At 73.4% G+C, this 25,824-nt stretch carries 24 protein-coding genes and 2 pseudogenes; 19 read left to right on the top strand and 7 right to left on the bottom strand.

The window, feature by feature from the left end:
* The first annotated feature begins 106 nt into the window (after window positions 1–106).
* Window positions 107–1,846, top strand: a complete 1,740-nt coding sequence (locus ACWD4P_RS23375) for a glycosyltransferase family 2 protein (protein ID WP_359827477.1) — start codon at window positions 107–109, stop codon at window positions 1,844–1,846.
* A gap of 145 nt (window positions 1,847–1,991) precedes the next feature.
* A complete protein-coding gene (locus ACWD4P_RS23380; RefSeq protein ID WP_449780905.1) occupies window positions 1,992–4,328 on the top strand; it encodes an acyltransferase family protein in 2,337 nt (778 codons plus the stop codon).
* Here the strand turns inward: ACWD4P_RS23380 and ACWD4P_RS23385 are convergent.
* Complete coding sequence (locus tag ACWD4P_RS23385; protein WP_449780906.1) at window positions 4,319–4,984, bottom strand: hypothetical protein; 666 nt, start codon at window positions 4,982–4,984, stop codon at window positions 4,319–4,321. The two genes, ACWD4P_RS23380 and ACWD4P_RS23385, sit on opposite strands and share 10 nt — an antisense overlap.
* Before the next feature lie 126 nt (window positions 4,985–5,110).
* On the opposite strand from ACWD4P_RS23385, the gene ACWD4P_RS23390 reads away from it, so the two are divergent.
* From ACWD4P_RS23390 to pqqE, 9 genes are all read left to right on the top strand, one after another.
* A complete protein-coding gene (locus ACWD4P_RS23390) occupies window positions 5,111–5,341 on the top strand; it encodes a hypothetical protein (RefSeq protein WP_449780907.1) in 231 nt (76 codons plus the stop codon).
* Window positions 5,342–5,410: 69 nt separating this feature from the next.
* The gene (locus ACWD4P_RS23395; protein ID WP_359828002.1) at window positions 5,411–5,920 is read left to right on the top strand and encodes a hypothetical protein; all 510 of its coding nucleotides are present in this window, start codon (window positions 5,411–5,413) and stop codon (window positions 5,918–5,920) included.
* The gene (locus ACWD4P_RS23400) at window positions 5,917–6,531 is read left to right on the top strand and encodes a class I SAM-dependent methyltransferase (protein ID WP_449780908.1); all 615 of its coding nucleotides are present in this window, start codon (window positions 5,917–5,919) and stop codon (window positions 6,529–6,531) included. Before ACWD4P_RS23395 ends, ACWD4P_RS23400 begins: the two co-directional genes overlap by 4 nt.
* Before the next feature lie 631 nt (window positions 6,532–7,162).
* Window positions 7,163–8,620, top strand: a complete 1,458-nt coding sequence (locus tag ACWD4P_RS23405) for a glucose/sorbosone family PQQ-dependent dehydrogenase (protein ID WP_449780909.1) — start codon at window positions 7,163–7,165, stop codon at window positions 8,618–8,620.
* 26 nt (window positions 8,621–8,646) lie between these two features.
* The gene (locus tag ACWD4P_RS23410) at window positions 8,647–8,808 is read left to right on the top strand and encodes a pyrroloquinoline quinone precursor peptide PqqA (RefSeq protein ID WP_359828008.1); all 162 of its coding nucleotides are present in this window, start codon (window positions 8,647–8,649) and stop codon (window positions 8,806–8,808) included.
* A gap of 57 nt (window positions 8,809–8,865) precedes the next feature.
* The gene (gene pqqB, locus ACWD4P_RS23415) at window positions 8,866–9,678 is read left to right on the top strand and encodes a pyrroloquinoline quinone biosynthesis protein PqqB (RefSeq protein ID WP_449780910.1); all 813 of its coding nucleotides are present in this window, start codon (window positions 8,866–8,868) and stop codon (window positions 9,676–9,678) included.
* Window positions 9,672–10,346 (top strand): pyrroloquinoline-quinone synthase PqqC, encoded by a 675-nt coding sequence (pqqC, locus tag ACWD4P_RS23420; RefSeq protein ID WP_449780911.1) that lies wholly within the window; start codon window positions 9,672–9,674, stop codon window positions 10,344–10,346. The genes pqqB and pqqC overlap by 7 nt, the downstream gene beginning before the upstream one ends.
* Window positions 10,343–10,582, top strand: a complete 240-nt coding sequence (gene pqqD, locus ACWD4P_RS23425) for a pyrroloquinoline quinone biosynthesis peptide chaperone PqqD (protein WP_449780912.1) — start codon at window positions 10,343–10,345, stop codon at window positions 10,580–10,582. The genes pqqC and pqqD overlap by 4 nt, the downstream gene beginning before the upstream one ends.
* Window positions 10,570–11,637 (top strand): pyrroloquinoline quinone biosynthesis protein PqqE, encoded by a 1,068-nt coding sequence (gene pqqE, locus ACWD4P_RS23430; RefSeq protein ID WP_359828014.1) that lies wholly within the window; start codon window positions 10,570–10,572, stop codon window positions 11,635–11,637. Before pqqD ends, pqqE begins: the two co-directional genes overlap by 13 nt.
* 57 nt (window positions 11,638–11,694) lie before the next feature.
* Here pqqE and ACWD4P_RS23435 read toward each other — a convergent pair.
* The 3 genes and pseudogenes from ACWD4P_RS23435 to ACWD4P_RS23445 form a co-directional block, all read right to left on the bottom strand.
* Window positions 11,695–11,985 (bottom strand): annotated as a pseudogene (locus ACWD4P_RS23435) (LmrA/YxaF family transcription factor); the annotation flags it as partial.
* A 30-nt stretch (window positions 11,986–12,015) separates the two neighbouring features.
* Window positions 12,016–12,645, bottom strand: a complete 630-nt coding sequence (locus ACWD4P_RS23440; protein ID WP_449780913.1) for a histidine phosphatase family protein — start codon at window positions 12,643–12,645, stop codon at window positions 12,016–12,018.
* Between the two features lie 77 nt (window positions 12,646–12,722).
* A complete protein-coding gene (locus ACWD4P_RS23445; protein WP_449780914.1) occupies window positions 12,723–13,667 on the bottom strand; it encodes an oxidoreductase in 945 nt (314 codons plus the stop codon).
* 104 nt (window positions 13,668–13,771) lie between these two features.
* Here ACWD4P_RS23445 and ACWD4P_RS23450 point away from each other — a divergent pair, with 104 nt between their 5' ends.
* Window positions 13,772–14,191: a hypothetical protein gene (locus tag ACWD4P_RS23450; RefSeq protein ID WP_449780915.1), complete on the top strand. Its 420-nt coding sequence runs from the start codon at window positions 13,772–13,774 to the stop codon at window positions 14,189–14,191.
* Window positions 14,192–14,293: 102 nt separating this feature from the next.
* Window positions 14,294–15,334 (top strand): hypothetical protein, encoded by a 1,041-nt coding sequence (locus ACWD4P_RS23455; RefSeq protein ID WP_449780916.1) that lies wholly within the window; start codon window positions 14,294–14,296, stop codon window positions 15,332–15,334.
* A gap of 10 nt (window positions 15,335–15,344) precedes the next feature.
* Here the strand turns inward: ACWD4P_RS23455 and ACWD4P_RS23460 are convergent, their stop codons facing one another.
* A complete protein-coding gene (locus ACWD4P_RS23460) occupies window positions 15,345–16,940 on the bottom strand; it encodes a M4 family metallopeptidase (protein WP_359828023.1) in 1,596 nt (531 codons plus the stop codon).
* 158 nt (window positions 16,941–17,098) lie between these two features.
* Here ACWD4P_RS23460 and ACWD4P_RS23465 point away from each other — a divergent pair, with 158 nt between their 5' ends.
* From ACWD4P_RS23465 to ACWD4P_RS23490, 6 genes are all read left to right on the top strand, one after another.
* Complete coding sequence (locus ACWD4P_RS23465) at window positions 17,099–17,557, top strand: GNAT family N-acetyltransferase (protein WP_449780917.1); 459 nt, start codon at window positions 17,099–17,101, stop codon at window positions 17,555–17,557.
* 162 nt (window positions 17,558–17,719) lie between these two features.
* Window positions 17,720–18,544 carry an ABC transporter ATP-binding protein gene (locus tag ACWD4P_RS23470; protein ID WP_359828026.1) on the top strand — a complete coding sequence of 275 codons (825 nt, stop codon included), beginning with the start codon at window positions 17,720–17,722 and terminating at the stop codon, window positions 18,542–18,544.
* 129 nt (window positions 18,545–18,673) lie between these two features.
* The gene (gene efeO, locus ACWD4P_RS23475) at window positions 18,674–19,822 is read left to right on the top strand and encodes an iron uptake system protein EfeO (RefSeq protein ID WP_359828028.1); all 1,149 of its coding nucleotides are present in this window, start codon (window positions 18,674–18,676) and stop codon (window positions 19,820–19,822) included.
* A gap of 116 nt (window positions 19,823–19,938) precedes the next feature.
* Window positions 19,939–21,243, top strand: a complete 1,305-nt coding sequence (gene efeB, locus ACWD4P_RS23480) for an iron uptake transporter deferrochelatase/peroxidase subunit (protein ID WP_449780918.1) — start codon at window positions 19,939–19,941, stop codon at window positions 21,241–21,243.
* 45 nt (window positions 21,244–21,288) lie between these two features.
* Window positions 21,289–22,134, top strand: coding sequence for an iron uptake transporter permease EfeU (gene efeU, locus ACWD4P_RS23485; protein WP_449780919.1), 846 nt, complete (start codon window positions 21,289–21,291; stop codon window positions 22,132–22,134).
* A gap of 234 nt (window positions 22,135–22,368) precedes the next feature.
* Window positions 22,369–22,980 carry a DUF4232 domain-containing protein gene (locus tag ACWD4P_RS23490; RefSeq protein WP_449780920.1) on the top strand — a complete coding sequence of 204 codons (612 nt, stop codon included), beginning with the start codon at window positions 22,369–22,371 and terminating at the stop codon, window positions 22,978–22,980.
* Window positions 22,981–23,105: 125 nt separating this feature from the next.
* On the opposite strand, the gene ACWD4P_RS23495 is transcribed toward ACWD4P_RS23490, so the two are convergent.
* The gene (locus ACWD4P_RS23495) at window positions 23,106–25,670 is read right to left on the bottom strand and encodes an ABC transporter permease (protein ID WP_449780921.1); all 2,565 of its coding nucleotides are present in this window, start codon (window positions 25,668–25,670) and stop codon (window positions 23,106–23,108) included.
* Between the two features lie 59 nt (window positions 25,671–25,729).
* A pseudogene (locus ACWD4P_RS23500) lies at window positions 25,730–25,824 on the bottom strand (ABC transporter ATP-binding protein); the annotation flags it as partial.

Below are 25,824 nucleotides of genomic sequence, written 5' to 3' on the forward strand. Positions count from 1 at the left end.
GGCGATGCGGAGATGTCATACCTCGTTCATTATTGGTCTAGGCCAATGTGAGAGGCTGAGGGCGAACGGCCACGTTCCGTCCGCTGCCCAGGGGGGCCATTTCCGCATGCCCGCACTCCATGGCACCGCCATGCCCGCACCCGACGCCGGTCCGCGCCGGATACCCGCGGACCCCGACAACCACCGCCTGCCCAGCCCGCCCGACGACGAGGAGCTCTACTGGTACTTCGGCCCGCAGCGCCGCTGGGTGCTGCTCTGCGCCACCCTCTCCTACGCGGGAGCCACCGCCACCCTCGGCCTGTTCGCCCTCAGCAAGCCGCTGCTCTGGCCGTTCCTGGTGCTCACCGTGCTCAACGCGGCCACCTGGCTGCTCTCGCTCACCGACGGCCAGCGCGCCCGGCGCTTCACCCGCGACTCGCACGACCTGCTGCTGCGCGCCTGGAGCCCCGCCCGGGCCCCGAGCGTGGACCTGCTGCTGCCCACCGCCGGCGAACCGCTGGCCGTCCTGGACAACGCCTACCGGCACACCGCGGCCGTCCGCTGGCCCGGTGAGCTGACCGTCCTCGTCCTCGACGACGCGGGCCGCCCCGAGGTGCGCGAACTCGCCGAGTCCTACGGCTTCCGGTACCACGCCCGTCCCGACCGGGGCCGGTTCAAGAAGGCCGGCAACCTCAACCACGGCCTGGCCGAGGGCACCGGCGAGATCATCGCCGTCCTCGACGCCGACTTCTGCCCCCGCCCCGACTTCCTGCACCACCTGGTGCCCTACCTCGACAACCCCGAGGTCGGCATCGTGCAGAGCCCGCAGTGCTTCGACACGGACGCCGACATGTCCTGGCTCGAACGCGCCGCGGGAGCCACCCAGGAGATCTTCTACCGCTGGATCCAGCCCTCCCGGGACGCGCAGGACGGCACCGTCTGCTGCGGCACCAACGCGCTCTACCGCCGCGCCGCACTGCGGCGGATCGGCGGCTTCGCCGAGATCGACCACAGCGAGGACCTCTACACCGGACTCGCCCTCGCCCGCGCCGGATGGGCCACCCGCTACGTCCCCGCGCTGGTCGCCAAGGGCATGTCGCCCACCGGCCTGCCCGCCTTCATCAGCCAGCAGTACCGCTGGTGCCTCGGCTCCCTGGCCCTCGTCCGCGACCCGGACTTCCGCAAGGGGCCGCTCCCCAAGTCCGCCCGGCTCTGCTTCTGGAACGGCATCCTCGGCTACGTCACCAGCGCGGTGAACGTCTTCGCCGTGCCGCTGCCCGCCCTGATCATGCTGTTCTTCCGGCCCGAGGAGATCCAGCCCTGGCAGGTGCTGCCGTTCCTGCCGCCGATCTGGGTCGCCCTGGTGCTGCTGCCCGCGATGTCCCGCACCCGCTGGCGCTTCGAGGTCACCCGGGTCCAACTCCTCGGCGGGCTCTGCCACGTGGTCGCCATCGCGCACGCGCTGCGCCGCCGCTCCGCCGACTGGGTGCCCACCGGCGCCGTCTCCGGCGGCAGTTCGCTCGCCCGCGCCGTCGCCCGGATCGGGGTCGGCTGGCTCGGGTTCGTCGTCCTCGCGGGCGTCGTCGGACTGGTCCGCGCCGGGCTGCTCCACGGCTGGCGGCCGTACTGGGCGCTGGCCGGACTGCTCGCGCTCACCGCGTACACCATGATCCCGCTGATCAGGGAACTGCGCCCGCTGCTGAACGGGACCGGGGGTGGCAAGGGCGCCGCCGTCGGCGAGGTCGCCGCGCCCGCGCCGGGCCGCTCCGACCTCGGGTTCGGACGCGCCGAAGCCGTCGCCGTCACCGCCGTGCTGCTGCTGTGCGGGCTGCTGGCCTCCGGCTGGGCGGACCCGCTGATCTTCTGACACTCCATCAGGTCATTTCTGTTCCACCGCACTTCCGCTCCACCGCGTTTCCTTGCGCGTCGCCCCACCGGCGCGGACACCGCCCGGCCGCCCCATCGGCCCGGCGGGCCCGACAACCGCTGCCAGCCCTGCAAGGAGCACCGCCGTGCCAACGGCCGTACCGCCGTCGTCCTCCTCCTCCGTATCCCCTGCGCCGTCCACCGGTTCTTCCTCGGACACCGTCTCCGACTCCTCCGCGACACCCGCCGACCTGCTGCCCGGCGTCGTCCGGATGGACCGGGACCTCGCCGCCCCGCGGGGCGCCACCGTCGCCGAGAACGGACAGGCCCGCCCGCGCACCGCCTTCCGCCCCGACATCGAGGGGCTGCGCGGCGTCGCCGTCCTCGCCGTCCTCGCCTTCCACTCCGCCGTCCCGGGCCTCACCGGGGGCTTCGTCGGCGTCGACGTCTTCTTCGTCGTCTCCGGCTTCCTGATCACCGGCCTGCTCGTCGGCCGCCCGCTCGGCCTGTGGGACTTCGCCGCCCGCCGCGCCCGGCGCATCCTGCCCGCCGCCGCCACCGTGCTGGTCGCCACCGCCGTCGCCGGCGGCGCCCTGCTCGACCCGCTGCGCGGCACCGACCTCGCCCGCGACCTGATCGCCTCCGCCGGCCAGTTCGCCAACTGGCGCTTCGTCGGCGAGCAGACCGACTACCTGGCCGCCGAACACGACCCCAGCCCGCTCCAGCACTTCTGGTCGCTCGGCGTGGAGAACCAGTTCTACCTGCTCTGGGGCGTGCTGCTGCTCGGCCTCGCCCGCTACCTGCACGGGCGCCGCCGCACCCTGGCGATCACCCTCACCACGGCGGCCGTCGGCGCCGCCTCGCTCGCTCTCTGCCTGCGCTGGACGGCCACCTCCGCGCCGCTCGCCTACTTCTCCACCGGCAGCCGGCTCTGGGAGTTCGCGGCCGGCGCCGGCGCGGCGCTGGCCGCCCGGGCACTGGCCACCCGCCCGCTCGGGGGCGCCGCCCGGTGGTCCCTGCGGGCACTCGGCTGGGGCGGCCTGGCGGCCGTCCTCGCCTCCGTGTTCCTGTACGACCGCACCACCGCCTTCCCCGGCGCCGCCGCGCTGCTGCCCGTCCTCGGCACCGCCGCCGTGCTGCTCGCCGGGCGCGGCACCCCCGGCGCCGCCGACGCCGGAGGCCTGCTCGCCATCCGCCCGCTGCGCGCCGCCGGACGCCTCTCCTACGCCTGGTACCTGTGGCACTGGCCGGTCCTGACCATCGCCCAGGCCCGGTACGGCACCCTGCCCTGGACCACCCTGCTCGCGCTCACCGCCGCCAGTGCGCTGCCCGCCTGGCTCACCCTGCGACTGGTCGAGCAGCCCCTGCGGTACGGCAGCAGCCCGGCGCCCCGGCGCGGCCTCGCGGTCGGCGCCAGCGCCCTGGTCATCCCGCTGATCGCCGCGCTCACCCTCGGCGGCGGCACCGTACGCGCCCTCGGCGACCCCGCCTCCGGGCCTACCGCGGCCCCCGCCGGAGCCGCCGACGGCCCGGGCCTGCTCGCCCCCGGCACCCGGGTGCTCACCCTGACCCCCTCACTGGCCCGGGCCCGCGAGGACTTCCCGCCCGGCAAGGGCTGCGAGATCCCGCTCAACGCCGACAGCAGCCCGCGCTGCCTCTTCGGCGACGAGGACAGCCCCGACCGGATCGTGCTGCTCGGCGACTCGCACGCCGGGCAGTGGATCTCCGCCGGCCTCGCACTGGCCGAACAGCGGCACTGGGCGCTGGAGGTCCTGGTCAAGCCCGGCTGCCCGCTGGCCACCCTCACCGTGCGCAACAACGTGCTCGGCCGCACCTTCGAGGAGTGCGACCGCTGGCGCGAGAACACCCTCACCCGGCTGACCTCCGGCCCCAAGCCGCGCCTCGTCCTGATGGCGGGCCTCAACCGGTACGGCAGCCCCGAGGAGCGCACCGAGGGCTGGACCCGCACCCTGGACCGGCTCAGCGCGCTCGGCGCCCCGCTCGCCTACCTCGGCGACACCCCGATGCCCGGCAAGGACATCCCGACCTGCCTGGCCGCCTCCGACGGCCGCTCGGACGCCTGCTTCTTCCCGCGCGACACCGCCTTCGAGCCCGACCCCGTGCTGGACGGCGGGCTCGCCGCCCGGTACGGGGTCCGCACCCTCGACCTCGGCCCACTGCTCTGCCCCGGCACCGGCCCCTCCTGCCCGGCCGTGCTGGAGGGCGTGGTGCTGTACCGGGACACCGGGCACATCACCGACACCCTGGCGCGGGTCCTGGCACCCCGGCTGGACAAGGGACTGCTCGGGACACCGGGGGGCCCGACGGGCACGACCGCTCCGACGGGCCCGGCCGTGTCGACCGGCTCGCCCGCGTCCGCCGGTGCGACCGCTCCGACGAGCCCGGCGGGTACGGCCGGACCGGATGGTCCGACCGTGCCGACCGAGCCCGTGACTCCCGGGTTGCCCCCGGCTCAGCCGTAGATGCTGCGGCAGAGCCGGGCCGAATCAGACCCGGCCGGCCAGTGGCCCGCCCGCTCGGCCTGGTCGCAGATGCCGCTCTGACCGCCGCCCGCGCCCGCCCCGGCACTCGCCGGGGCGGACGTGTCCGACGGCCCGCGGGCCGGAGCGGCGCTGTGCGGGCTGTGCCCAGGCTTGGGGTGGGCGCTCGCCGACGCCCGCTGGGCGTCCGTCGACGCCCCGGCCCTGGCCCCGGCCCCGGCCCCGGCGCCCGGCCCGGCCGCCGCCGGGCCCGGCCCGCCCACCGGGACCGCCGGCCCCGGGGTGGGCGGCGGCAGCGGGGACGGCGCGGGCGTGGCCGGTGAGGGGGAGACCGGCAGCAGCTGCGCCGTCGGCTGATCCGAGGCGGACGGCGAGGCGTCCGGCAGTGCCGCCACGCTGACCTCGTCGCCCGCCCCCGGCCCGCACATCACCAGGACGGACGCCAGCACGGCACCCGTCCCGACCATCGCGGCCGTCCAGGCCTTGCGCGACAGACGCCTCGGCGGCGGGGCCGTGGACCACGGCGGCACCGGACTCGTCGGTACCGGATTCGGCGGGATCGGATCCGTCGGCACCGGCGGCGGCTGCCAAGCGTTCTGCGGCCACTGCCACTGCCCTCCGGTGGGCTGCCCAGTCATGTGCTCGTCCTTCCAGCGGCCCCCCTAGAACCTTGCCGTGCTCAACGAGCGCGCCGACGCCGGGACATGACCCGGAAGAGGGGTCTGGACGGGCGTTGATTGCCACCGCGCCACATGCTGGGGGTCATGGAGACCAACAGCACGTCCGCGGCCATGGTCGAGGTGGCCGCGTTCCGGACCGACAGCCGCTACCGCCTCGTCCACTTCGAGGGACACGGCTGGGAGCCGCTCGCACCCGAGGAGTTCGAGCCGCGCGTCCACCAGCTCTTCCCCGACCTCGACCCGCACGACGCCCAGCGGGTCCACTGGGCCGACCGCCCCTGGGAATGGCCCGCCTGGCACCCCGGCGAGGCCTGAACCCGCCCGGTGCGGCCGGAACCGGTGGGCCGCGGCAGCGCCGGCCACCGAGTTCGTTACGCTGAGCGGGTGAGTACGGATCACTTCTGGCGTCGACTGCCGGGCCGGGCCGTGGACACCTGCTCGCCGGAGGAACTCGGCGAACTGGTGCCCCGCGACCGCGACCTCCGGTACGACCGGCTGGCCGCCGCGGGCCTCGCCCTCGGCGCGCGGCAGACCGCCGTCCTGATGGAACTCGCGCTCACCGAGAACGGCCTGCACCCCGACCCGGCCGCCCGACTGCCCGTCTACGGCGGCGGGCACCACCGGCCCGACGGCGCGCTGCCCGGCGACTCCATGCCGGTGCTGCGCCCCGAGCAGGTCGTGGCGGCCTCCGCCTTCCTGCGCGGCTCGGCGCTCGGTGAACTCGTCCGCGAACAGGACGGCGTGCTCGCCCGGACGGTCGCGGAGCTCGGATACCCGACGCCCTGGTCCGAGACCCTGGCGGCACTCGTCGTCCACGACCTGCGCGAACTGCGGGACTTCTTCGCCGGCGCGGCCGCGGCCGGGGACGCGGTGGTCGTCCGGGAGGCGACGTGACCGGGCCGGCCGGAACCGAGGGCTACGGCGAGGAGGCACCGCAACTCGCCGTCCAGTACGAGAGCGTGAGCTTCGCCGAGGTGCACCGCGAGCTGCGCCACCTGTACCCCGCCCCGCCCGCGTCCGTCCTCGACATCGGCGCCGGCACCGGCCGCGACGCGGCCGCCCTCGCCGCCCTCGGCCACCCCGTGGTCGCGGTCGAGCCGACCCCCGAACTCCGCGCCGTCGGCGAGCGGTTGCACGCCGGCTCCGACGTGCGGTGGGTCGCCGACGCGCTGCCCGGCCTACCGCTGCTCGCCGCCGAGGGCGAACGCTACGACCTCGTACTGCTCACCGCCGTCTGGATGCACCTCGCCCCCGCCGAGCGCCCGCCCGCGATGGCCGCCCTCAGCCGCCTCCTCGCCCCCGCCGGCCGCCTCGCCCTCACCCTCCGCCACGGCCCCGTCCCGCCCGGCCGCCGGATGTTCGACCTCCCGGCCGAGCCCACCGTCACCCTCGCCACCGCCTGCGGCCTGCGCCTCCTCCACCGCGCCGCCCGCCCCGACCTGCACGGCAGGGACGGGGTGCACTGGACGGCGCTGCTCTTCGAACGCCCGGGGGCGGACGCGTAGCCGCTCGCGGCAAGCGGCATTCGCGCCGTGTGGGGAGGAAGCCCCGATCGTCCGTGATTCGGGCGAGGCCGAAGGGCGGGGACACCGCCCCGGGGCCGTCGGCACGATGGCGGTGCCGGGGGCACCGGTCGGAGGCCGCGGGGGATGGTCTCCGGCCGGTCCCGCGCCGTACCGGCCTGGCGTCGGACCGGCCGCGGTGCCCCGTGGAGCCGAGGGTCATCCGGCCTCCCGATGGGTGGAACTGACGGGCACTCACGTCACCCGCCATGCCGGCACCGCCCCGGCCGTCCTGCTCCTTGCGGATGCCGTCGCGCACACCGCCGACCCCCTCCGGCAGGGCCCGCACCTCCACGGTCGGGTGTCGGCCCGGCTCGACCTCCGGCCCCGTCGGCGAGGACCCCGCCGCCCCGGCCACGCGACCGGGTCAACGAGGGGTGCGGATCCGGGGGACCCGACCTACGGTGAGGATCGGGACACCGGGCGGCCGTACGCCGCCGACGGTGATCCCCCCGCCACAGGCGATGGACCGATCGCCGGGCGCCCGCACCACGCGTGGCAGGCCCCGTACGGAATCGCCGAATCCGGTCAATCGGAAACCAGACACTCGTCGCCACGACGAGTGGGAGGCATCATGAGAAAGCTCCCGGTCGCACTGGCTCTGATCCCCGCCGCCGCGCTGATCACGTCGTGCTCCGACAACGGGGGAGCGGCGTCCGGCGGCGGCACCGCCGCGCAGAAGCCCGCCGTCGTCACCGCCGAGCCCGTGCAGTCCCAAGCTCCCCAGTCCCAGACCGCCCAGACGCCGCAGACGCAGGTGAAGGTGGTGGCGGACGGGCTGGGAGACCCGTTCGAGCTCGCCTACGCCCCCGACGGCCGGCTCTGGGTCAGCGAGAAGTCCGGACTCAAGATCACCCGGGTCGACCCGCAGAGCGGCGCCAAGAGCACCGCCCTCGACCTCACGGGAAAGGCCTTCCACAGTCAGGACGGGCAGGACGGGGTGCTGGGCTTCGCGCTGCACCCGGACTTCGGCAAGGACAAGGGCAGCGACTACGTCTACCTCGCCTACACCTACAAGAACGGCAACGACTCGGCCACGAAGATCGTCCGCTACACCGCGAAGGACGGCCTCCTCTCCGACGAGCAGCCTGTCCTGACGGGGCTGCCGGGGCACAACCAGCACCAGTCGGCCCGGATCCGGTACGGACAGGACGGCAAGCTCTACTACTCGATCGGCGACCAGGGCCACAACTACATGGCCGACTACTGTCTGCCGAACCACGCGCAGGACCTGCCGACCGCCGCCCAGGTCGCCGCGTCGGACTGGTCGCTGTACCAGGGCAAGGTGCTCCGCATCAACCCGGACGGCTCCGTCCCCGACGACAACCCCGAGCTGAACGGAGCCCGCAGCCACATCTACGCCTACGGCATGCGCAACCCGGACGGCATGGACTTCGGCGGCAAGGACCTCTACACGGCCGAGAACGGCCCGCTCACCGACGACGAGTTCAACCACATCACGAAGGGCGGCAACTACGGCTGGCCCAACGTCGCCGGGTGGAAGGACGACAAGGCGTACGTCTACTCCGACTGGTCGCAGGCCAAGGGCGGTTGCGAGAAGCTCACCTACAACCCGGACCCGAACACGCCGCCGGCCGAGGTGCCGACGACGAAGGAGTCGGACTTCACCAAGGACATGGTCTCCCCGCTCAGTACGTACGGGACGACCGTCGAGAGCGGACACGACTTCGGCACCACGCCGGTCTGCCCCGACGCGGCGTCCGCCTACATGTGCTGGCCGACCATGGCGCCCGGCAGCCTCAAGGTGTACGGGGACGACGTCCTCGTCACCTCGCTGAAGAACGGCACCGTCTTCCGGCTCTCCAAGGACGGCAAGAAGTACGAGGAGCTCTACCGGACCGTCAACCGCTACCGCGACGTCGCCCTCAGCCCGGACGGCAAGACGCTGTACATCGCCACCGACAGCGAAGGCCAGCACATGGTCCGCGGCGACGGCGGTACCCCGACCACCCACCTGGCGAACCCGGGGGCGATCCTCGCCGTCCCCTACGACCGGAACAAGACGCAGTGAAGCCCCGACACGGAGGTGAGACAGTCATGACCCGTCACGACGAACAGCCCAGGCGCGCCCGGCAGTCCCGGGAGCGCACCACCGACCGGCCGAACACCCCGCCGGAAGCCGCCCGTTGGCGCAAGCCCGGCTACCAGGTGGTGGAGGCGTCACTGGAGGTCTCGGCGTACTACCTCGCCAAGCGGTAGCGGCCCCCGGACCGCACCGCACCGGTAGGACCACCACTCGAAGAGGGAGGAAGCGCTGTGCGACTGCACGTACTCGGTACGGCAGCCGGCGGCGGCGTCCCGCAGTGGAACTGTGCGTGCCCCGGCTGTGCCGGGGCACGCGCGGTTCCGTCGCGCCGACGGCTGCACGCGTCCGTCGCCGTGGAGACCGAGCCCGGCCGGGTGTACCTCGTGAACGCCACACCGGACATCGCCGAACAGATCGAACGCTGCCCCTGGCTGCGCCCCGACGGCCGGCGCACCCGGCTGTCCGGCGTGATCCTCACGGACGCCGAACTCGACCACACGCTCGGCCTGGCGCGGCTGCGCGAGGCCGACGAACTGGAGGTCATGGCGACCGACGCGGTACGGGACGCCGTGCACAAGGGGCTCGGTCTCGGCGAGGTCCTCGCGCCCTACACCCGCCTGCGCTGGCGGGACTTCGACGGCGTCGAGCTCGAACCGCTCTCCGGCAAGCGCCCCCGCTACGCCCGGGACGCCTGCGACGGGGACTGGGTGAGCGCCCTGCGGGTGGGCGGACTGCTCTACGCGCCGTCGACCGGCGTCTGGACCGACGGGTTCGGCGAGGACGCCGACCTGATTCTGGTCGACGGCACCTTCTGGGACGACGAGGAGCCCCGCACCGCCGGGTTCTCCACGAAGTCCGCCACGGGGATGGGCCACCTGCCCGTGCTCGCCACCCGCGACCGGCTCGCCGCCCTGTCCGCCCGGTGCCTCTACACCCATCTGAACAACACCAACCCGCTCGTCGACCCGGACTCCCCCCTCCACGCGGAGCTGGCGGACCGGGGCCTCGGGGTGGCCGCGGAAGGAGCGGTCCTCACATGGTGACGACCTTCGAGAGCGAGCTCAGGGCCGTGCCCGAGCGCCGCTACCACCACCGGCACCCCTTCAACCTGAGGATGCACCAGGGGCTCCTGCTGCCGGAGGAGCTGCGCACCTGGATCCTCAACCGGTTCCACTACCAGCGGCACATCCCGGTCAAGGACGCGCTGATCCTCGCCAAGCTGGAGGACCCCGCCCTGCGCCGGCTGTGGATCCGCCGGATCACCGACCACGACGGCGGCGACGGCGACGAGGGCGGCATCGAGCGCTGGCTGCGGCTCGGCGAGGCGGCCGGGCTCGACCGCTCCGACCTGCTCTCGGGCCGCGGGGTGCTGCCCGGAGTGCGGCTCGCCGTCGACGGCTACGTCAACCTCTGCCGCCACGGCACGCCCCTGGAAGCCGTGGCCGCCTCGCTGACCGAACTGTTCGCGCCGGACCTGATGGCCACCCGGATCGCCGCCTTCGAGCGCCACTACACCTGGATCGAGCCCGTGGGCCTCGCCTACTTCAGGACCCGCGTCGGCCAGGGCCGCCGCGACAGCGACGAGGCGCTGTCCCTCGTGCTGTCCTGGGCGCGCACCCGTGCCGAGCAGGAGGCCGCCATCGCGGCGCTCTCCTACAAGTGCGAGCTGCTGTGGACCCTCCTCGACGCCGTCGAACGGGCCCCGGCGTGACCTGGCGACCGGCCCTGAGCGGGTACGCGCGGCTGCGCCACTGCCCGGTGCGGAACAGCACGCTGCTGGTCGTCCCGGAGCGCATCGTCGTCCTCAGCGCCGAGGCGGCCGCGATCGTCGGACTGTGCGACGGCACCCGGACCGTACCGGAGATCACCACCGAGTTCCCGGCCGAGGGGGCCGACGACGTCGTGGACTTCCTGGACGACCTGAAGGAGCGGGGATGGCTGCGGTGAACCCGCCCTGGGCCATGCTGGCCGAACTCACCCACGGCTGCCCCCTGCGCTGCCCTTACTGCTCCAACCCGCTCGAACTCACCGCCCGTCAAGCGGAACTGACGACCAGTCAATGGCTGGACGTGCTGACGCAGGCCGGTGAGCTCGGGGTCGCGCACGTCCACCTGTCGGGAGGTGAACCGCTGTTGCGGCGCGACCTGACCGAGATCGTCGCGGGGGCCGCCCGCGCCGGGATCTACGCCCAGCTCGTCACCAGCGGACTCGGCCTGACCCGGGAGCGGCTGGCCGCTCTGACCGCGGCCGGACTGCCCAGCGTCCAGCTCTCCGTCCAGGGCGCCGACGCCGCCTCCTCCGAGCTGATCGCCGGACGGCGGTCGTTCGCGGCGAAGGAGCGGGCCGCCGCGCTGGTCCGCGAGGCCGGACTGCCACTGGGCCTCAACGTCGTCCTGCACCGCCTGAACCTCGACGACATCGACGCGATCGTGGACCTCGGCATCGCCTGGGGCGCGGTGCGCATCGAACTCGCCAACACGCAGTTCTACGGGTGGGGGCTGGCCAACCGGGCCGCCCTCATGCCCACCCGGGACCAGCTCACCCGGGCCCGGGAGGCGGTCGAGCGCCGACGGCGACGGACCGGCGTCGAACTCGTCTGGGTCGTCCCCGACTACTTCGACGGCGTCGCCAAACCCTGCATGGGCGGCTGGGGCGCGGTCTCCCTGACCGTCGCCCCCGACGGACGGGTCCTGCCCTGCCCCGCCGCCTACGACCTCCCACTGGACCTGCCGAACGTCCGCGACCACGGCCTCGCCTGGATCTGGTCCGAGTCGTCGGCCTTCCGGGCCTACCGCGGCACCGACCGGCTGCCCGAGCCCTGCGCCTCCTGCGCCCTCCGGGAGGTCGACTTCGGCGGCTGCCGCTGCCAGGCCTTCGCCCTCACCGGCGACCCGGGGCGGACCGATCCCGCGTGCGCGCTGTCTCCTGACCACGGCCTGATCGCGGAGCTCGCCGCCCGGCAGGGCGGGGAACTCGTCTACCGGGATCCGGCCGGCCGCTGAGGCTCCGCTCCGCGGGCCGGCGTCCCGGGGCCGGCCTGCCCGTCGCCCGGCCGGTGTTCAGGCGGTGCCCGCGTGGTCCTGTGCGGCGCCGAGCAGGTGCCGGACGGCGTGCCGGGCGTGGTCCAGCGGCTCGCGGCCGCGCCGGACGGAGGCGAGCAGCACGGCGCCCTCCAGCAGGGCGAGCACCTGCCCGGCGGCGGTCCCGGCCCGCCCCGGGTCGAGGCCCTCGCCCTCCGGCCGGCCGGCCAGGACCTGCTGCCAGCCCGCGTACAGCTCGGCGCAGAGCGTCCGCAGGGCCTCGGTGGTGCCGGCCACCTCCAGGGCGACGGTGGCGATCGGGCAGCCGCTGGTGTACTCCGACGGGCTCTCGCGCCCTTGTCAGAAGCGGAGTTGGGGCGGGTAGCCGGTCCAGTGCAGCTCCTCCGGCAGATGTCCCTGGTCGTTCAGCAGGAGGACGGCGGGCGGCCGGCCGGGCGTGTAGCGCAGGACGGTCAGCGCCGCGTTGGCGGCGTTGACGCCGAGCCAGCGCCAGGTCGGGGCGTCCAGGGCGTGCCGGACCAGCCAGCCGACCAGGAAGGCGTGGGTGACCACCAGTTCGTGCCGCACCTCGCCGCCCGGCACCGGCCCGGTGAACCGCTCGACGGCCCGTCGCGCCAGCGCGGCCCCGGTCCGCCGTTCCTCCGCCGTGGTGCCGGAGAGGTGGTCCAGCAGGAACCGGGCGCTGTCCTCGGGGAGTTCGGCGGGCGCGGGCACGTACGGCACGAAGTCCCCGGCCTCCTCGCGGCATTCCGGCCGGACCGCGGTCAGCTGCTCCGCGACCAGCCGCGCGGTCTCGGCGGCCCGGGGCAGCGGGCCGTGGTGCAGGGCCGAGACCGGGCGGCCGGCCAGGCGGCGGCCCAGCAGGACGGCCTGCCGGCGCCCGGTCTCGGTGAGTCCGCTGCCGTCGCCCTCGGAGGCGGCCTCACCGTGGCGGGCCAGGTACAGGTAGCGGGTGGCGCGTTCGGTCATGCTCCGGGGCTCCTTGCGACGAGGGAGGATCACTCGTCCCGGAGTGACACCCCGCGGGCCGCGTCCGGTTCCGGGGCTCAGCCCGCCGCGTGGGCCTCGTCCAGCAGCGCCAGCTCCTGTGCCGACAGCCGTAGCGCCCCGGCGGCGATGTTGTCCTCCAGGTGCGCCACGTCGCCGGTGCCCGGGATGGCCAGCACGTGCGGGCCGCGCTGCAGCGTCCAGGCCAGCCGCACCTGGGCGGTGCTCACCCCGCGGGCCCGGGCCACCGATCGGACCTGGGCGGGCTCGGCCCCGCCGGCGCCGTCCTGCCGTCCGGCTCCGGCGATGGCGTAGAAGGGGACGAAGGCGATGCCCTGCTCCCCGCAGATCCGCAGCAGCTCGTCCTGCGCCGGGGTGGCGCCGATGCCGTACGGGTTCTGGACGCAGACCACCGGTGCGATGGTCTGCGCCTCGGCGAGCTGGTGCGGGTGGACGTTGGACAGGCCCAGCTGCCGGATCAGCCCGGCCCGGCGCAACTCGGCCAGCGCGCCGAAGCGTTCGGCGACCGAGTCGGTGCCGAGGACGCGCAGGTTCACCAGGTCGAGGTGGTCGCGGCCGAGCTGGCGCAGGTTCTGCTCGACCTGGGCGCGCAGCCGCTCGGGGGTGCGGGCGTGCTCGACCCACTCGCCGTCGGGGCCGCGGCCCGGGCCGACCTTGGTGGCGATCACCAGGTCGTCGGCGTACGGCGCGAGCGCCCGGTTGATCAGCTCGTTGGCGGAGCGCAGCGGGGAGAAGTAGAACGCCGCGGTGTCGATGTGGTTGACGCCGAGTTCGACCGCGCGGCGCAGCACCCGCAGGGCCTGTTCGCGGTCGCGCGGGACGGCGTCCGGGACGAGTGCCGGGCCGGTCTGCGGCAGGCGCATCGTGCCGAAGCCGATCCGGTGCACGGTGCGGTCGCCGAGCGTCCAGGTGCCGGAGGCGGCGGCGGTCACGGTGGTGCGTGGGGGAGTGTTCTCCGCGGTGTTCGAAGTCATGCTGGTCATGATCGTCACTGCACCGGCCTGACCGCCAATGATTCGAACACATCTGAATGCGTGGGGCGGGGGTACGGTGGCCGGCCTCGGGACCGCCGGTTAGGCTGCCCGGCGTGGAGAAGGAGAGCGGCGCGGCGGGCGCCGGGCCGGGGGACGACCGGGCCGCGGCGCAGTGGCTCCGCGAGCACTTCGGGCTGGTCCCGGAACCGCAGGGCTCGGTGACCGCCTTCGACGGACGCCTCGTCATCGACCTGGACACCCGGATCGTCACCCTGGACGGCCGCGAGGCGCAGCTCACCCGCTCCGACGTCCGGCTGCTGCGGGGCCTGGTCGAGCTGGGCGAGGGCGTGCACGAGTCGTCCTCGATCATGTGGGAGATCTACAACGCGCCGTTCAATCCCCATGAGTTGAGGTACCTGATGGCGGTGCTGAGGATCAAGCTCGGCGAGCCCTCCTGGATCGTGCGGACCGAGGAGGGGTACGGCCTGCGGCCCCCGGAGCCGCCGCGGCCGCCCGCTCCCGCCGGGCACTGAACCACCGGAAGCCGGTCCGGGCCGTCCGCAGCGGCGCACGGCGCCGACCGGCCCCGGGGAGACCTCCGGCGCCCGGGCGCTCCGGAGCCGCATACTGACGGCATGACAGGTGGAGACGGCGGCCGGGCCCCGGGCCGGCGCGAGGTGCTGCGGGCGGGTGCGGCGGCGCTGGCACTGGGTGCGGCGGGGTGCACCGGCGGGAGCGGGCCGAGGGCGGCGGCCACCGGCCCGTCCGTCACTCCCGGCGGAACAGCGACACCGACGCCCGCACCGGAACCGACGCGGACACCGACACCGGCTCCCACGGCGACCCCGCTGCCCCGGCCGCCCCTCTGGCAGCCCGGCCCCGGTGAGATCCGGCCCGACGTCAAGCTCCGCGCCGTCGAGCTGGTCGCCGCGCTCGGCGCGTGGCCGCCCGGCGGGCAGGGCATGGAGGCGGCCCGTACCCGGGTGGCGGCGCTCGGCCTGCCGCCCGCGCTGGCCGACCGAGCGGGCCCGCTGGCCCCGGCGTCGGCCGAGGCGAGCCTGGAGGTGATCGTCGCCCAGTACGGGGGCATCCTCGACGACTCGGCGAGCGTGCTGGTGGTCTGCCGTCAGTGGACCCGGGGGCCGGACGGCTCGGTGGTCGAGGGCGGCACCACGGTGGACGTCCGGCTCACCGCGGCCGAGCCGCGCTGGAACGTCACCGAGCTGCGTCCGGGCGTCGCGGGCCCGGCGGCCGAGGCCCCGCCGGCCGCGGTGGCCCGGGTGCTGGCCGAGCCGCGGATCGAGCTGCCGCCCGAGGCCGCCGCCGACCTGCGCGGCGGCACCGTCCACGACAGCGTGCTGGAGGCGATGCTGCGACTGGCCGGCCCGTACACGCTCTCGGTGAGCGTGGTGCGGACCGGCCACCCGTTGGACGTCTTCGGGACGACCCGGCCCAGCGACCATCCGCTGGGCCGGGCCTTCGACGTCTGGCGGATCGACGGCCTGGCGGTGGTCGACCCGGGTACGTCCCGGCAGCTGGTCGAGTCCTTCATGCGGGACGCGGCCGCCGCCGGTTCGTACAACGTGGGGGGTCCGGTGGCGATCCCGGGCGTCGGCAACCGGTTCTTCACCGACGACACCCACCACGACCACTGCCACGTGGGGTTCGACCACTGACGGGCGGACGTCAGTTGACGTTGACGCCGCTCCAGGACGCCGCGACCGCGTTGTACTCGGTGCTGCCGGCGCCGTACAGGTCGCGGGCCGCGTTCAGGGAGGCGGCGCGGGCGCCCTTGTAGTTGGTGGTGGAGGTCATGTAGACGGTCAGCGCCCGGTACCAGATCTTGGCGACCTTGTCGCGGCCGATGCCCGCCACCGTGGAGCTGTTGCAGGTCGGGCTGTTGTAGGTGACGCCGTTGACGGTCTTGCTGCCGCTGCCCTCGCTGGCCAGGTAGAACCAGTGGTTGCCGACGCCCGAGGAGTAGTGCACGTCGAGCTTGCCGACGCCGCTGCTCCAGCAGTCGGCCGAGCTGCCGTCCAGCGAGGGCTTGTCGAAGCGGCGCAGCCACGGCGGGGTGGACTGGTCGCTGAACAGGTAGTCGCCGGTGTCGACGCTGTTGTTGGCGTAGAACTCGACCATGGTGCCGAAGATGTCGCTGGTGGACTCGTTGAGGCCGCCGGACTCGCCGCTGTAGCGCAGGTTGGCGGTGGCGCTGGTGACGCCGTGGGTCATCTCGTGGCCCATGGTGTCGAGGTCGACCTGCTCCGGGTCGGTGGTGCCGTCGCCGTCGCCGGTCATCATGCAGAAGCAGGAGTCGGACCACTGGGCGTTGTCCCACTTGGTGCCGACGTGGACGAAGACGGTGGCGCCCTTGCCGTCGTTCTTGATGCCGTTGCGGCCGTGGACGTTCTTGTAGTAGTCGTACGTCCAGGCGGTGTTGGCGTGGGCGTCGACGGCGGCGGTGGAGCGGTCGGTGGAGAACTTCTTCCCGTCGCCCCAGACGTTGGTGGCGCTGGAGAACGCGGTGCCGGAGGACGCCTTGAGCGAGCTCGCCGAGAGGTTGTTGGCGTCCTTGGTGACGTGGCCGCGGACCGGGTCGGTCAGGGTGTAGCCGCCGCCGGTCCTGGCGGTGGTGTCGATGGTGATCCGGCCGGTGTACTCGGAGTTGCCGGTGCCGGCCGCCTGGTGCTCGGCGTCGTAGGACTCGATCTGCTCGCCGGTGGTGGCGTCGGTGACGACGACCTTGCCGGCCGGCTCGCCGTGCTCGCCGGTGCCCTCCACGGTGGTGCGCCAGGCCAGCCGGGGCGTGCCGTCGGCGGCCCAGACGACCAGCTCGGGGCTGCTGACGGCGTCCTTGACGCCGGGGGCGGCGGCCAGGGCGCCGGCCGCTCCGGACTGCCCGCTCACCTTGGGGACGGTCGACTTCACGGTGGCGTCGTGGGCGGCCGCGCGGGAGGAGTCCTTGAGCCTGCCCTTGGCGTCCTGGTGGACGACGAGGTCGCCGCCGACCACCGGCAGGCCCTGGAAGGTGCGGTCGAAGCGGACGTGCGAGGCGCCGTCGGCGTCCAGCACGACGTCCTTGAGGACGAGGTCCTGGCCGGCGCCGAAGCCGAACACCCCGGCGTTGCGGGCGACGTTGGCGCGGGCCTGGGATATCGCGGCGTCGCGCGAGCCGGTGGCGGCGGACGCCGTGGCGGCCGGGACGGTGGCGCCGGCGAGGGCGGCGACGACCGCGACGGCTCCGGCCACGCGGGCACGGCGGGAGGAGGGCGTGGGGGTCACTCTGACTCCAGTGGGGTCGCTGTGCAGGGAAAGGAGCTGCGACCGAGATTGACGGGGGTCAGTCAGATTCAGCTAGGGGAAAGGTCATAACTTTGCCAAGTCGTGTCCTTGGTCGATAAAAAATGATCGAAAGTTAACAAGGGCTCTACAGTGCCGTCGTGACGATCGACTACCTGTGGCGCGGCCCGCTGACCGACCCCGAACTCGACGCCCTGCACACCGAGGGCTTCGGCGCCCCCGCCGGCCTCGCAGGCGCCCCCGCCGACCTCACCGGCCACCCCGCCACCGACACCCCGGCGGAGTCCGGCGGTCGGCTCGCCCGGCTGGAACGCCACAGCCTCGGCTGGGTCACCGCCCGCCGTCCGGCCGGCGGCGCCCTGGTCGGCTTCGTCAACCTCGCCTGGGACGGCGGCGCCCACGCCTTCCTGCTGGACACCGTGGTGGCCCGGGACGCCCGGCGGCAGGGCATCGCCACCCGGCTGGTCGCCGAGGCCGCCGACGGCGCCCGCGCGGCCGGCTGCGCCTGGCTGCACGTCGACTTCGAGCCGCACCTGCGCCCCTTCTACCGCGACGCCTGCGGCCTGCGCCCCACCGACGCCGGCCTGTTGGCCCTCTGAGGCCCCAACTCGCCCCGTCCGGCCGGTCGCTGGGGCGTCCACCCCTCGGACGCCCGGCCCCGCCCCCGGTCGACGGTTGTACTCTGCACGCGGACGGACGGCGCCGGCCCGTCCGGTGCGGCGCCCCGCCCGCACCCTGCCCGGCGCCGCGATCGGAGTCCCATGAACTCATCCGCCCCCGACTTCGACGGTCCGCTGCTGCGCACCCGGGACGTGGACGTCGTGCGCGACGGCCGGCACCTGCTGCGCGGGATCACCCTGGAGATCCGGCCCGGCGAGCACTGGGCGCTGCTCGGCCCCAACGGGGCGGGCAAGTCCACCCTGCTCGCCCTGCTCGGCGCGGTCTCCCACCCCACCCGGGGCGAGGTGGACGTGCTCGGCCGCCGGCTCGGCCGGGTCGACATCCGCGAGCTGCGCGCCCACCTCGGGCACGTCAACCCGCGCCATCCGCTGCGCTCCCCGCTGAGCGTGCGCGAGGTGGTGCTCACCGGGCACACCAACACGATCGAGCCGGAGTTCCACCGCAAGCCGGCCCCGGAGGCGCTGGAGCGGGCCGAGCGGCTGATCGACACGCTGGGCATGCGTGCGATGGCCGGGGCCGCCTGGACCACGCTGTCCCAGGGTGAGCGCGGCCGGGCCCTGATCGCCCGCGCGCTGATGCCCAGCCCCCGGCTGCTGCTGCTCGACGAGCCCGCCACCGGGCTCGACCTGACCGCCCGCGAGCTGCTGCTGGACAGCCTGGACCTGCTGCGCCACCAGCACCCGGAGCTGGCCAGCGTGCTGGTCACCCACCATCTGGAGGAGCTGCCGGAGAGCACCACCCACGCCCTGCTGCTGCGCGGTGGTGAGTGCGTGGCGGCCGGGCCGGTGGACGAGGTGATGACGACGGAGCTGATCAGCGCGACGTTCGGCCACCCGATCCGGATCAGCCGTCACGAGGGGCGCTGGACGGCCCGGGCCGCGGCCCGCCGGACACCGGGGAGGTAACGGTTCGGGGGGTGGGTGTAGACGTCAACACATGTTTACGTAAGGTATGCCTTAGCTAATGATGGTCTGCTGGTCCCCGGCGGGCCGCGCTTCCTTGGCACACCCATGCCCCTTTCCGTTGGAGCCCGCATGTCCGCCCGTCGCCGTTCCACCGCAGCCGCGCTGCTCACCCTCGCCGTGGCGACCGCAACCCTGGCCGGCTGCGCGTCCAAGAAGGACGACAAGGCGGCCGCCTCCGACGCGGTCAAGGTGAACGCGAGCGACAGCGCCTGCGAGGTCTCCAAGACCACCTTCCCGGCCGGCCACGTCGTGCTGGACATCAGCAACAAGGGCTCCAAGACCACCGAGGTCTACGTCTACGGCGACGGCGACAAGATCGTCACCGAGCGCGAGAACATCGGCCCCGGCACCAAGGCCAGCATCAACGCCGAGATCAAGGCGGGCTCGTACGAGATCGCCTGCAAGCCCGGCATGGTCGGCAACGGCATCCGCCAGAAGATCACCGTCACCGGCGAGGGCGGCAGCGCCGCGCCGACCGACCCGCGCCTGGCCGCCGCCGTCGCCGCCTACCGCACGTACGCCCAGGAGCAGGCCGACGCGACCATCCCGGCGGTCGAGGCCTTCGCCGCCGCGATCAAGTCCGGCGACCTGGAGAAGGCCAAGTCGCTGTACGCGCCCTCGCGCACCGGCTGGGAGCGCACCGAGCCGGTCGCCGAGAGCTTCGGCGACGTCGACCCGAAGACCGACACCCGCGAGGACAAGCTGGAGCAGGGCCAGGAGTGGACCGGCTGGCACAAGCTGGAGAAGTCGCTCTGGGCCGACGCGAAGATCGGCGACGACGAGAAGACGCTCGCCGACCGGCTGGTGGCCGACCTCAAGGACTGGCAGAAGAAGATCCCCGAGGCCGAGATCACCGCGACCAGCATGGCCAACGGCGCCAAGGAGCTGCTGGACGAGGTCGCCACCAACAAGATCACCGGTGAGGAGGACCGCTACAGCCACACCGACCTGGCCGACTTCCAGGCCAACGTCGAGGGCGCGCAGAAGGCCTACGAGCTGCTGAAGCCGGTCGCCTCCGAGAAGGACCCGGAGCTGGCGAAGACGCTGGACTCCGAGTTCACCGAGATCAACGCCCTGCTGGCCAAGTACAAGCAGGCCGACGGCACCTTCACCTCCTACGACAAGGTCACCGAGGCCGAGCGCAAGACCTTCTCCGACGCGGTCAACTCGCTGGGCGAGCCGCTGTCGAAGCTGGCAGCCGCCGTGGTCGTCAAGTAACCGGCCCACCCGCACCGCAGTACCCCCACCGACGCCGTGGCGGCCCGTGATCCGGGCCCCACGGCCGCCGTGGGTCAGCGCAGAACCCAGTGGAAAAGAGAAGGGCCCGCCCGCCGATGGACGCGGAGAACGAGCAGCAGAACGGGACGCCGGCCGCCGCCGGCGCCGCCGCGACCAAGGGCGCGGTCAGCCGCCGCGCCGTCATCGGCTGGGCCGGCGCGGGCGTCGCGCTCGGCGCCGCCGCCGTCGGCTCGGTCGCCGCGGCGACCCGGCAGGACGACGCCGTCCCGGTGGCCGCCGCACAGGTCGGCGCCGAGGTGCCGTTCTACGGCGAGCACCAGTCCGGCATCTCCACCCCGGTCCAGGACCGGCTGCACTTCGCCGCCTTCGACGTCTCGGAGAAGGCCACCCGGGAGTCCCTGGTCAAGCTGCTCAAGGAGTGGACCAAGGCGGCCGCGGCGATGACCGGCGGCCGTGAGGTCGGCACCGGCGCGGTGCCCGGCTCGGCGGAGGCGCCGCCGGACGACACCGGCGAGGCCCTCGGCCTGCCGGCCTCCCGGCTCACCCTGACCATCGGCTTCGGCCCGAGCCTGTTCGAGAAGGACGGGGTGGACCGCTTCGGCCTCCAGGCCAAGCGCCCCGAGGCCCTGATCGACCTGCCGAACTTCAAGGGCGACAAGCTCGACCCGGCCCGCAGCGGCGGCGACCTCTGCGTCCAGGCCTGCGCCGACGACCCGCAGGTCGCCGTCCACGCGATCCGCAACCTGGCCCGGATCGGCATGGGCACCGTCAACATCCGCTGGTCGCAGCTCGGCTTCGGCAAGACCTCCTCGACCACCCCGGACGAGCAGACCCCGCGCAACCTGATGGGGTTCAAGGACGGCACCCACAACATCGCGGGCACCGACACCGGGAAGCTGGCCGACCACGTCTGGGCCGCCCCCGGCGACGGCCCGGAGTGGATGACCGGCGGCTCCTACCTGGTCGCCCGGCGGATCCGGATGCACATCGAGACCTGGGACCGCGCCTCGCTCAAGGACCAGGAGGACACCTTCGGCCGCACCAAGGGCGAGGGCGCCCCGTACGGCAAGGGCAAGGAGCACGACGCGCCGGACCTCGCGGCGATGCCCGCGACCTCGCACGTCGCCCTCGCCCACCCGGACGCCAACAGCGGTCTGATGATCCTGCGCCGGGGCTTCTCCTTCACCGACGGCACCGACGGCCTCGGCCGCCTGGACGCCGGGCTGTTCTTCCTCGCCTACCAGCGCGACACCCGCAAGGCGTTCGTCCCGCTCCAGCAGAAGCTCGCCGCGAGCGACAAGCTCAACGAGTACATCCAGCACGTCGGCTCCGCCCACTTCGCCTGCCCGGCGGGCGTGCGCAAGCCGGGGGAGTGGTGGGGCCAGGCCCTGTTCGGCTGACCCTCCGCTTCCCCGGTACCACCTCTACACCCCCCAGGAGCCCGCGTGTTCGGCAACTACCTGATCGGCCTGCGCGAAGGCCTCGAAGCCAGCCTGGTCGTCTGCATCCTGATCGCCTACCTGGTCAAGACCGGCCGCAGGGACAAGCTGCCGCCGGTGTGGATCGGCGTCGGCTCGGCCGTGGCCCTCTCCATGGCCTTCGGCGCCCTGCTGCAGTTCGGCTCCTCGCAGCTCACCTTCGAGGCCCAGGAGGCGCTCGGCGGCACGCTGTCGATCATCTCGGTCGGCCTGGTGACCTGGATGGTCTTCTGGATGCGGCGCACCGCACGGCACCTGAAGACCGAGCTGCACGGCAAGCTGGACGCGGCGATCGCGATGGGCACCACCGCCCTGGTCGTGACCTCGTTCCTGGCGGTCGGCCGCGAGGGCCTGGAGACGTCGCTGTTCATCTGGACGGCCGTGCAGGCCACCGGCGACGGCTGGAACCCGCTGATGGGCGCCGCGCTCGGCCTGCTCACCTCGGTGGTGCTCGGCTGGCTGTTCTACCGGGGCGCACTGAAGATCAACCTGGCCAAGTTCTTCACCTGGACCGGCGCGATGCTGGTCGTGGTCGCGGCCGGCGTCCTCGCCTACGGCGTGCACGACCTCCAGGAGGCCGGATGGCTGCCCGGTCTGCAGAGCGTGGCCTTCGACATCTCCAGCACCATCCCCAAGGACAGCTGGTACGGCACCCTGCTGAAGGGCGTCTTCAACTTCCAGCCGGACCCGACGGTGCTCCAGCTGGTGGTCTGGCTGCTCTACCTGGTGCCCACGCTGGCCGTGTTCTTCAACCTCTTCGGCGGCGGCAGGGCCAAGCCCGCCCAGCGGCCGGCCGTCAAGCCGGCCGACTGATCCGGCCGTTCGACACCCGTACCGCCCCGCCCGGCACCCGCCGGGCGGGGCGGTTTCGTATCAGGGGCGGTTTCCTAGCAGAGGCGCCAATTCCGGCCAGTTCAGGACATAACAAGACAGAAAACCGGCAAAAGTAGTCAGCTCCGGCAAACTGCAGCCCCAGTGGAACCGTTCTGCCACGGCCTTCGTACATAGGGTGACAGCTCCATGCCATTACTCACCCTTGGGGGGACCATGACCGTTCGCAGGCCTGCCAGGTTAGTCGCCGCCGGTGTCGCCGCCCTCGCGGCGACCGTCCTGCTGACCGCGTGCGACGACGTCAAGTACACCGACGACAAGCCGGGGGACGCGAAGGCGGGTTCCGCCGGGGCCACCGTCCCCGGTGACCCGATGGCCGCCCAGGCGGCCGGTTCGCGGTGCAAGAGCGACGACATCACGGCCACCGTGCAGGTCAAGGGCGCGGGCTCGGCCATGCTGACGATCAAGAACAAGAGCGACCACAACTGCACCCTGTACGGCTACCCGGGCTTCGCCGGCCTGAAGGCCGACAACAGCCCGGACGTGCTGACGGCCAACCGCGACGCCCACCCCGGGCCGGCCGTGCTGGTCACCCTGAAACCCGGCAAGTCCGGCTACGCGGGCCTCAAGTGGAGCTCCTGCGACAAGGCGGACACGAGCTGCCACGTGCTCGCCGGCCTCCAGGTCACCTCGCCGGACGAGACCGCGCCGGTCACCGCCGAGGTGCTCGGCACCGACGGCAAGCCGAGCGCGCAGCTGCTGGTCTCGGCCGCCGGGCTGACGACCGGCACCCTGCAGCCGAACAGCGAGAAGGTCCTCTTCAACTGACGTTCTCCGCCTGACGTTCCTCGGCCGGCGTTCTCCGGCCGGCGTCCTGCGACCCGACACGACGGAGCCCCCGGGGCGGTTCGATGAGAACCACCCCGGGGGCTCCGGGTTGCCGTACGGGCCCGCTACTGGCTCTTGATGGAGGTCAGGATGTCCAGCCGCGCCGCGCGGTGGGCCGGCCAGAGGGCGGCCAGCAGGCCGACCACGGCGGCCGCGAGCAGGAAGCCCGCGATCTGCAGCGGCGGCACCACGGTGCTGATGTCCTTGAGGCTGTCCGCCATCGTGCGCACGACCGCCCAGGCGACCAGGACGCCGAGGCCGACACCCACCACCCCGCCGAACAGCGCGATCAGCAGCGACTCCAGCCGGACCATCCGGCGGATGCCGAGCCGGTCCAGGCCGATCGCCCGCAGCATGCCGATCTCCCGGCGGCGCTCGAACACCGACATCGCCATGGTGTTGACCACGCCGAGCACCGCGATGACCACGGACATGCCGAGCAGCCCGTACATCATGTTCAGGATGCTGGTGATCATCTGGCGGTTCTCCGCCTTGATCTCCTTCTGGCCCTTGACCGCGATCAGCGGGTTGCCGCCGGTCGCGTCGCGCAGCGCCTGCTTCAGCTCCTCGGTCGGGCCGTCGGCGCCCTTGACCAGGACCGACTCCGGACCGGAGCCGGGCGCCGCGTGCGGGCCGACCACCGAGTCCGGGGCGACGATGCCGGCCAGCGCGGTGTTGGCCTCCAGGATGCCGCCGACGGTCAGCGAGCCCTTGGCGCCGTCCGGGTAGGTGACGGCGAGGGTGTCGCCGAGCTTGTAGCCGCCGTGCTCGGCGCGGCCCGAACTCACCAGCAGCCTGCCCTGCTTGAGGGCGTCCGCGGAGCCCTCCGTGACCTTGATGGTGGCCAGCTGGTCGATGGTCGAGGCATCCACCGCGGTGATCGCCTCGCTGTCCTCCTGCTGCTCGCCGACCTTGACCCGGACGGTGCGCTCGACGCTCATCGCGGTGACACCGGGCACCTTGGCGATCTGGGCGGCGACCTCGGGGGCGAGCTTCGAGAAGTTCTGCATCGCGACCGTGTAGTCGGCCTTGACGCTGGTCGCGGTGAGCCGGTCCACGGCCTGGTTCACCGAGGCGCCGATCACGGTCAGCGAGGTGATCAGGGTGACGCCGATGGTCAGCGCCGAGGCGGTCGCGGCGGTGCGGCGCGGGTTGCGGACCGCGTTCTCCTGGGCCAGCTTGCCCGGCGTGCCGTACACGGCGCGCAGCAGCGGGGCGAGCAGCGCGATCAGCGGCTTGGACAGCATCGGGGTCAGCACGAACACGCCGATCAGCAGCGCGCCCGCGCCGAGGCCCACCGGCTTGACCTCCTTGGCGGCCACGCCGGCCGCCAGCGCGGCCGCACCGGCGGCGGAGAACAGCAGGCCGATGGTGTTGCGGACCACCAGGCCCTTGTGGGTGGTGGGCTGCTCGACCGAGCTCATCGCGGCCACCGGGGCGATCCGGGAGGCGCGGCGGGCGGGCAGCCAGGCGGCCAGCACCGTCACCAGCACACCGGTGGCGAGCGCGGCGACCACCGTGGTCGGGGAGACGATCAGCGGGCCGTCCGGCAGGTTGGCGTCCATCGGGCCGTTGAGCAGGGCCTTGAGGCCGAGGGCGATCCCGATGCCGGCGAGCAGGCCGGTCACCGAGGCGGTCAGGCCGACCAGCACCGCCTCGATCAGCACCGAGCGGGTGATCTGGCGGCGGGTGGCGCCGACGGCGCGCAGCAGGGCCAGCTCCCTGGTGCGCTGGGCGACCAGCATGGTGAAGGTGTTGGCGATGATGAAGATCCCGACGAACAGCGCGATGCCGGCGAAGCCCAGCAGGGCGGTGCTCAGCACCTGGGTGCCCTGCTTGATCATCCGGTCCTGCTCGTCGGCGAGCTCGCGGCCGGTCCTGGCCTCGATGTTGTCGCCCTGCGGGACGGTCTGCTTGACGGCGGCGAGCAGCGCGGTGTCGTCGGTGCCCGGCTTGGCCTTGACGTCCAGCTCGGCGAAGCGGCCCGGAGCCAGGTAGAGCTGCTGGGCGGTGGCGGTGTCGAAGGCGGCCAGCGAGCCGCCGGCCACCACCCGCGGGTCGTTCGTGGTCACGGTGCCGGTGAGCTTGAGCTGCATCACCGGGCCGTTGACCGCGACCCGGATGGTGTCGCCGACCTTGAAGCCGCCCTTGTCGGCGGTCTTGCGGTCGAGCGCGACCTCGGTGGCGTCCTTCGGGCCGCGGCCCTCGACCAGCGGGTAGCGCGGGTCGGTGCCGTCGGCGCCCGGCACGTAGTTGGTGCCGGTGGTGGAGAAGCCGTTGCCGATCAGCGCGCCCTTCTTGTCGGCGATGCCGGCGAAGCCGCTGACGATGCCGCGGACCTCGGCGGTGCCGGGCAGCGCGGCGACCTTCGTGCGGGTCTCCTCGGTGAGGGTGGGGCTGTCGACGGCCCGGCCGCCCTCGTCGTGGCTGAGGTTGCGGGCCTCGCGGTCGCTGACCGTGACGGCGATGTCGGTGTAGCTCTTGGAGCTCTGGGTCCTGAGGGCGTTGCCGAAGGTGTCGGAGAAGACCAGCGTGCCGGACACGAAGGCGGTGCCGAGCATGACGGCCAGTACCGTCATCAGCAGCCGGCCCTTGTGGGCGAGCACATTGCGCAGTGCGGTGCGGAACATGGGGAGGCGTCAGTCCTGGGGGTACTCGGGGACGGGTGGCGTTTCGGGGGCCAGGGGGCTCAGCTGGTGCGGCCCTTGGCGTCGAAGCGGCGCATGCGGTCCAGGACGGTGTCGGCGGTGGGCTGGTGGAGTTCGTCGACGATGCGGCCGTCGG

This window comes from Kitasatospora sp. NPDC002543, from assembly GCF_053594915.1.